General features: G+C 39.5%; 7 protein-coding genes. 6 read left to right on the top strand and 1 reads right to left on the bottom strand.

What is annotated here, in order from left to right; genetic code table 11:
* Positions 1 to 83 precede the first annotated feature (83 nt).
* Positions 84 to 914: a hypothetical protein gene (locus KG732_RS12580; RefSeq protein ID WP_213524296.1), complete on the bottom strand. Its 831-nt coding sequence runs from the start codon at positions 912 to 914 to the stop codon at positions 84 to 86.
* An 87-nt stretch (positions 915 to 1,001) separates the two neighbouring features.
* Between KG732_RS12580 and KG732_RS12575 the strand changes: the two genes are divergently transcribed.
* From KG732_RS12575 to KG732_RS12550, 6 genes are all read left to right on the top strand, one after another.
* Positions 1,002 to 1,637, top strand: a complete 636-nt coding sequence (locus tag KG732_RS12575; protein ID WP_213524294.1) for a thymidine kinase — start codon at positions 1,002 to 1,004, stop codon at positions 1,635 to 1,637.
* Positions 1,638 to 2,756, top strand: a complete 1,119-nt coding sequence (gene alr, locus KG732_RS12570) for an alanine racemase (protein WP_213524292.1) — start codon at positions 1,638 to 1,640, stop codon at positions 2,754 to 2,756.
* Positions 2,757 to 2,868: 112 nt separating this feature from the next.
* Positions 2,869 to 3,279, top strand: coding sequence for a large conductance mechanosensitive channel protein MscL (mscL, locus tag KG732_RS12565; protein WP_213524290.1), 411 nt, complete (start codon positions 2,869 to 2,871; stop codon positions 3,277 to 3,279).
* Positions 3,280 to 3,494: 215 nt separating this feature from the next.
* Positions 3,495 to 4,484, top strand: a complete 990-nt coding sequence (locus KG732_RS12560) for an aspartate-semialdehyde dehydrogenase (protein ID WP_213524288.1) — start codon at positions 3,495 to 3,497, stop codon at positions 4,482 to 4,484.
* Between the two features lie 69 nt (positions 4,485 to 4,553).
* Positions 4,554 to 5,855 (top strand): T9SS type A sorting domain-containing protein, encoded by a 1,302-nt coding sequence (locus tag KG732_RS12555; protein ID WP_300980458.1) that lies wholly within the window; start codon positions 4,554 to 4,556, stop codon positions 5,853 to 5,855.
* A 12-nt stretch (positions 5,856 to 5,867) separates the two neighbouring features.
* Entirely contained in the window at positions 5,868 to 8,033 is a 2,166-nt protein-coding gene (locus KG732_RS12550; protein WP_213524286.1) for a prolyl oligopeptidase family protein, read from the top strand.
* Positions 8,034 to 8,098: the final 65 nt, after the last annotated feature.

The following is an 8,098-nucleotide window of genomic DNA, read 5'->3' as shown; positions in this document are numbered from 1 at the left end:
ACTTATGAAGTTGTCTAATGTCTTTGCTTTCCGTTCACTGCAGTCACTTGAATCAAGCCTTAGATCTGAATTTATAGAGCACATCAATAATTTTTTTCTACGAGCTCCATAAACCTATTGGCATAGGCGTCTTTTCCTTCCCAGTTGTTGTAATCTGGTTTTACCATGCTGTTGATGAAGCTTTGAGCATCTTCGTAACTGTTTCTAGTATTGAGCTGTGAGATCACCCGATTAAAATCTTGATCACTGCCATTAAAAAGGTGTTTGATAAAACCCAGTCGGTCATTCATTCCAAATTTCAAGCCTTTATGAAGACGGTCGTTTAGAGAGACCGGCTTTTCATCAGACTTTGTATCATTCACTTTACGTTCAAAAACGGGCATGGTCTGGAAGTCTGCTGTGATTTCTTCCAGGTCGTTTTTGGTATATCGTTTGGGATCAGGAATCTCAATTTTCTCCTGTTCTTCCTTAGGAATATCAATTTTTGCACTGGTTTCTGGAACTTCATCAGGCATTTCCTGCACCATTTTACTGATGGTAGCCATTCCAGGAAGCTCTATTTCTTCTCTCGTATCCTCTTCATCTGCAGGCATGAAAAGGTCGCTTAGATCGTGATTTGCAAAGGCCTCTTGTGCCTCTTCCTGCGCACCACCCATGACTTTTTCTACATCTCCTGTGATGCTGTCCACATCTTCTTGGGCCTCTGTAAATGCATTAGACAGTCTGCGTTCTATTTCTTCATTTCCAGCACTAGGCAGTATGTCTGCAAAATGTTTTTCTGTAAAAGCGAGTACGGTAAGTTTTTCATACAATTCCTTGGCAATGGCCTGTAGCTCACTCACGTCTTCTTTTTGCTTAAGTTGAAGAATACGGTGCGCTAGGCTGGTAAGGTCTGCTGCTATTTTCTTTTTCATAATGGGAATATTGCCGCTGGTTTATTTGTATTTTTGATATTTGAGTGAAGAAAAAGTTCTTCACTTTAAACGCCTGTAAATTACAAAATGTTTCTAGAAAATACGGTTAATCATGAAGAGCAATTTGGCTGGATCGAAGTAATTTCTGGTTCTATGTTCTCTGGTAAAACAGAAGAATTGATCAGACGTTTAAAAAGAGCGCAGTTTGCACAGCAGAAAGTAGAGATTTTTAAACCTGCTATAGATGTGCGTTACGATGATGAAATGGTAGTCTCTCACGACGCTAATGAGATTAGGAGTACACCAGTTCCTGCTGCGGCAAATATCCCACTTCTTGCAAATGACTGTCAAGTAGTAGGAATAGACGAAGCCCAGTTTTTTGATGACGAAATAGTTGCCGTGTGTAATGCTCTTGCAAATCGCGGTATACGAGTGATTGTCGCTGGACTGGACATGGATTTTAAAGGAAACCCCTTCGGCCCGATGCCTGCACTTATGGCAACAGCAGAGTATGTCACCAAAGTACACGCTGTTTGTACCAGAACAGGAAATCTCGCTCAGTATTCCTACCGTAAAACCGCCGATGAAAAAGTAGTCATGTTAGGCGAGCAACAAGAATACGAGCCCTTGAGTCGCGCAGCTTACTACAAAGCCATGCTTTCTGATAAATTGAAAGATATGGATGTGAAGACAGAAGAAGTGAATGATAAAAACACCTCCTAAATGCAATTAAAAGGCACCAGATTAGAAGTAAATTTAGAAGCGCTAGCCCATAATTACCATTATCTGCGTAGCAAAATAAGTGAAGACACTAAATTCATGTCGGTCGTTAAAGCAAATGCTTATGGCCACGGAATAGTACCTATTGCCCAAAAACTACAAGAATTAGGAACAGATTATTTTGCGGCCGCTTATGTAGAGGAAGGCGTAGAATTGAGAGATAATGGAATCATAAAACCCATTCTTATCCTTCATCCACAGCAGCATCATCTCGATTTATGCATAGACCGATGTTTGGAGCCAGTTATTTATAGTGTGGAGATGCTGGAGGCTTTTACCGCTTCCGCGAAAGCGAAACAACAACAATCTTATCCCATACATTTGGAATTCAATACGGGATTGAACCGAATAGGAATAGATCATAAGGATGTGGACAACGTCTTGAAAAAGGTATCCTCTAGCCCACAAGTCAAAGTACGCGGGTTGCAATCACATCTCGCAGCTAGTGAAGATGCAGCTGAAACCGTTTTTACTCAAAGACAAATCGCTTTATTTGAAGAAATCACAACAAAAGTGCAACAAAAATTAGGTTATGAGATTCTTAAACATGAATCCAACACCAGCGGTATTCTCAATTATAAGAATGCCCATTTTACCATGGTGCGCTCAGGAATAGGCCTATATGGTTATGGAAACGATGCGCAGTATGATGTACATCTAAAACCTATTGCTACCCTTATCTCCAACATTTCACAGATACGAACTATAGAGGCAGGAGAGACGGTAAGTTATAACCGCAAGTTTGTTGCAAAGGATCAAACTACTTATGCTGTTATTCCATTAGGTCACGGCGATGGCGTTAATCGCATTTATGGTTATGGAAAGCTTAAAGTTAGAATTAACGGGAAGTCTGCACCTACATTAGGTGTTATATGCATGGATATGTTTATGGTCGACATCAGTGCTATAGAAGCAAAAGTAGGGGATGAAGTGGTTATTTTTGATCCACAAATTCACACTTCAAGACAAATGGCTGAAGATGCCGGCACTATTTCTTACGAACTCCTCACCGGTATTCAAAAACGGGTACCACGTGTCTACTTAACTCATATGCCTGGTTAAATAAGGTTGCATTAAATTTTTATATAAGAGTCAAATTATTTGTTCTTAATATTTATGAAAACAACTAGAATTCATGTAATTTTATATGTCATCTAATTTAAAACGCAATTATATGTTTAAGGAATTTAGAGATTTTATAATGACGGGTAATGTTATAGACCTTGCCGTTGCGGTGATACTTGCAGGAGTTGTAAGCGGGGTAGTAAAAGGCTTTGTCAATCTTATTATGATGCCTATTGTGGGCCATTTTACTGGGGATGTTGATTTCTCAGACCTTAAAGTGGTATTGTCTGAGGCAGTAATAGGCGCTGATGGTGTAGTGACAAAACCAGAAAATGCTATTATGTACGGTGCATGGGTCAACACCATCATCTCTTTAGTTATCGTTGGTTTTGTACTGTTTATAATTGTAAAAGCATATAACAACCTTAGAAAGCCTATAGCAGCAGCTGCACCAGCAGGACCCTCAAAAGAGGAACAACTTCTCATGGAAATACGCGATGCAATCAAATCACAGAACTAATATATGTTATTCATATCAATTTAGTAACGAGTTTTAACCGACCAAATCCAGCCGTCTTATCAAAAAACAAGACGGCTTTTTTGGCTCCAATCTGAATTGTTTTTTCTAGAAAGCATCCCAGAATAGGACAAATTTTCTATCCAATTAAAATTATAAGAATTTTAGAAGATTTATAAAAATACACGCAATACTTTTGCGGCTTAAATGATATCATCATGAAAATAGCTGTTGTAGGTGTTACCGGAATGGTAGGCCAGGTCATGCTGCGCATCCTTGAGGAGCGCAACCTTAATGTTTCTACCCTTATTCCTGTTGCCTCTGAGAAATCTGTAGGTGCTGAGGTTACTTTTAAGGGCAAACAGTACAAGGTAGTGAGCATGAAACAGGCTATTGAGATGAGACCAGACATTGCTCTTTTTTCTGCTGGAGGGGCTGTAAGTTTAGAGTTTGCACCGCAATTTGCTGCAGTAGGAACTACGGTAATTGATAATTCCAGTGCCTTTAGAATGGATGCAGATAAGAAACTGATCGTTCCAGAAATCAATGCAAGCATTCTTAAAAAAGAAGATAAAATCATTGCAAACCCTAACTGTTCTACTATTCAAATGGTAGCGACCTTGTCACCTCTTCATAAAAAATACGGTGTAAAAAGGGTGGTGATTTCTACCTATCAGTCCATTACAGGAACAGGAGTAAAAGCAGTAGAGCAATTAGAAAATGAATATGCAGGTAAGAAAGGTCCTATGGCATATCCTTACCAGATTCATAAAAATGCTATTCCTCACTGTGACGTTTTTGAAGAAAACGGATATACAAAAGAAGAGATGAAACTCATCAAAGAAACTCAGAAAATTCTAGAGGATCATACAATTGCGGTTACCGCCACTGCAGTGCGTATTCCCGTAGTAGGGGGGCATTCAGAAAGTGTGAACGTAGAATTTAAAACTGATTTTACAGAGACGGATATTAGAAAAATTTTATCAGAAACACCTGGAGTAACTGTTCAAGATAACGTAGATGTTAACGTATATCCTATGCCGTTAATGGCCCATGGTAAGGACGACGTTTTTGTAGGCCGTATACGAAGAGATCATTCTCAAGAAAACACGATTAACATGTGGATTGTTTCAGATAACCTTAGAAAAGGAGCCGCTACTAACGCTGTTCAAATTGCAGAATACCTTATAAAAAACCATCTCGTGTAGAAAGCTTCTTTCAACTCATAGACCAGTGCGTATTTTTCTATAACTTTACGTGTTGAATTTAAAGTCATTATGAGAAAAATATTCACTGGTCTTTTTATTGTTTTTTGCCTAGGAGCGCAAGCACAATTTTGGACAGAAACTTCATCTGGTTTCTCCACCAACTTTAGAGGCTTAAGCAAGTTTCATGTGGTAGATGCAAACCTAGCTTGGGCTATTGGCTATGACGGCTTTAATACAGCAAATAACATCCAGCAATTTTCTAAAACAGACGACTCAGGACTGACATGGAGCTCAGGAGTTTTTGACTTAGGAGACACCAGTTTAGGAATAGCAGACTTAAGTGGCGTCGATTCTAATACTGCTTTTGTAGCAGCTTACCCTAGGCAAGCTGGACAACAAGGTGGCATCTGGAAAACTACGGACGCTGGGGTAACTTGGACACAACAAACTGCCGCTTCTTTTAATAATGTAGCTAGTTTTCCCAACATCGTACATTACTTTGATGCAAATAATGGTCTTGCTATAGGAGATCCTACAAATGGGTATTGGGAGATTTATACCTCTAACAATGGAGGCACCACCTACAGTAGAATTCCCTCTGCAAGTTTGCCAGCACCATTGAATAATGAAACCGGTTATTTATCTCAGTTTGCTTACTCTGGAGATAGTATTTGGTTTACAACCAGTGCAGGACGTATTATTCATTCAGCAAATCGGGGTGTAACTTGGAGCGTGTACCAATCGCCGTTAAGCGATTTTGAAGGCACCACTATTTTTGGAGATATTTCTTTTGCAACTTCAAATCGCGGAGTCATTCAGGATAACGCAGGAAATATTTTTAAAACTACAGACGGTGGACAGACTTGGAATGCTGTTGTTTTTTCTGGCACAGGGACACCTTACGGTGGTGCCATTTCTTATTTGCCCAATACCTTTCATATGGTGAGTACCGGTGGCGAAGCAAACTTTGCAGGGAGTTCGTATTCGGTAGATGACGGGACAACATGGATTAATATAGATACAGACCAACATGTAGGGGTTGCTTTTTTTAATGATACCGTTGGATATAGTGGCAGTTTTAGCAATGCAACTAATAACTTAGGTGTTTTTAGGTATACAGGTAGCGTTTTAAACGAAGCATCTGTTGAGGAATTGGGTGAAGTTCAACTGTTCCATAACAATCAGACCGGACAATTAGAGGTTGCGACTGGTCAACAGTTTAAAAATCTAAGAATTTATGATTTGCATGGTCAATTGGGACTAACCTCTACAAGCACGCTTATAAGTACAAATCTCATTCCATCTGGTGTTTATATAGCTCAAATTTTCACAGATACAGGTCTTAAAACTTCTAAATTTATAAAATACTAAAATGCTTTAATTATGAAAAAATGGCTAATGGGAGCAGCGGCTCTATCGGTATTAATTTCCTGCACGGAAGAAGCGAAAAAACAAACAAGTATGGCAATGACCTACCCGCAAACAAAAAAAGTGGATACTGTCGTAGATGTGTATCATGGAGTTGAAGTAGCAGATCCCTATAGATGGCTAGAAGACGATCGCAGTAAAGAAACAGAAGCATGGGTAAAAGCTCAAAATACAACCACTCAAGCTTTCCTTTCTAAAATCTCCTACAGAGATGAGATCAAAAAACGACTTACAGAGCTTTGGAACTATGAAAAAGTTGGAGCTCCGTTTATCGAAGGAGACTATGCGTATTTCTATAAAAATGATGGATTACAAAATCAATACGTCATTTATAGATATTTAAAAGACAGCGATCCAGAAACCGCTGAGGTGTTTTTAGATCCCAATACCTTTAGTGAGAAAGGAACCACTTCTTTAGGAGGGACCAGCTTTACTAAAGACGGCTCTCTTTTTGCCTATTCCATTAGTGAAGGTGGTAGTGACTGGAGAAAAGTAATCGTACTGGATGTAAATTCTATAAAGCAAATAGGAGATACCCTAGTAGATATAAAGTTTTCTGGAATCTCGTGGAAAGGAAACGATGGCTTCTTCTATTCCAGTTATGATAAGCCTAAAGGAAGTGAGCTTAGCGCCATGACAGACCAACATAAATTGTATTACCATAAAATGGGTACCCCACAAAGTGAAGATAAAGTGATCTTTGGCGGTACACCAGACCAAAAATACCGTTACGTAGGAGGTAGCGTTACTGAAGATCAAAACTACTTGGTGATCTCTGGAAGTACTTCTACAAATGGAGGAAAAATGTGGATGAAGGAACTGCATACCCCAAATGCACCTTTAGTGGCTGTAGTAGATAATTTTGACACCAACACCTACCTGTTGCACAATGAGGGAACTCAGCTGTGGTTGGTAACAGATGACAATGCTCCTAATAAAAGAATAGTAACTACCGACTTTTCTAATCCTGTTCAGGAAACTTGGAAAGATGTTATTCCAGAAACAGAACACGTACTTTCTCCTTCTACTGCTGGCGGTTATATTTTTACAGAATATATGGTAGATGCTGTTTCTCAAGTAAAACAATACAACTATGACGGTTCTTTGGTAAGAGAAGTAAAGCTCCCAGGGATAGGAAATGTAGGAGGCTTTGGCGCAAAAGAAGAAGACAAAACTTTGTATTACAGTTTTACTAACTACACCACTCCAGGAAGTACTTATTTGTACGATATCAAAGAAGGAACTTCAGAACTCTACCGCAAGCCTAACATCAAGTTCAATAGTGAAGACTTTGAAAGCAAGCAAGTTTTTTACTCCTCCAAGGACGGAACAAAAATTCCTATGATTATTTCTTATAGAAAAGGATTGGTGTTGGACGGTAAGAATCCAACCATACTTTATGGATATGGAGGTTTTAATATCTCTTTGAACCCAGGTTTTTCTGTTACACAGGCTGCGTGGATGGAGTTAGGTGGTGTTTATGCTGTGGCTAACCTACGTGGAGGAGGTGAATACGGTAAAAAATGGCACGATGCGGGAACTAAAATGCAAAAACAAAATGTATTTGACGATTTTATTGCTGCAGGAGAGTGGCTAAAAGAGAACAAATATACAGATACAAAACACCTGGCTATTCAAGGAGGTTCCAATGGAGGGCTTTTAGTAGGAGCGACCATGACACAACGTCCTGATCTTGCTGGCGTGGCATTTCCTGCTGTAGGAGTATTGGACATGTTGCGTTACAATAAATTTACAGCTGGTGCCGGATGGGCGTACGATTATGGAACGGCAGAGGACAGCCCAGAAATGTTTGAATACTTGAAAGGATATTCACCATTACACAATATCAAAGCAGGGGTTTCCTACCCAGCGACTTTAGTGACTACTGGAGATCATGATGACCGTGTGGTTCCTGCACATTCTTTTAAATTTGCTGCAGAGTTGCAATCCAAGCAAGCTGGAAATGCACCTACATTGATCAGGATAGAAACGGACGCAGGTCATGGGGCTGGTAAATCTACAGAGCAACAGATTCAAGAGCGTACAGATATCTATGCCTTTGGCCTTTATAATATGGGCTATGAGCAGCTTCCAGACCTAAAGTCTCAAGTAAAGATGTAAAATCACTTGTTATATTTTTTCAAGAACCCATGTTGCACGACATGGGTTTTTTGTTGATACCTTTG

The sequence above is a fragment of the Nonlabens sp. genome (genome assembly GCF_018401815.1).
Lineage (GTDB): Bacteria > Bacteroidota > Bacteroidia > Flavobacteriales > Flavobacteriaceae > Nonlabens.
The sequence above is the reverse complement of the archived record's forward strand: the minus strand, read 5'-3'. Positions and strand labels throughout refer to the sequence as shown.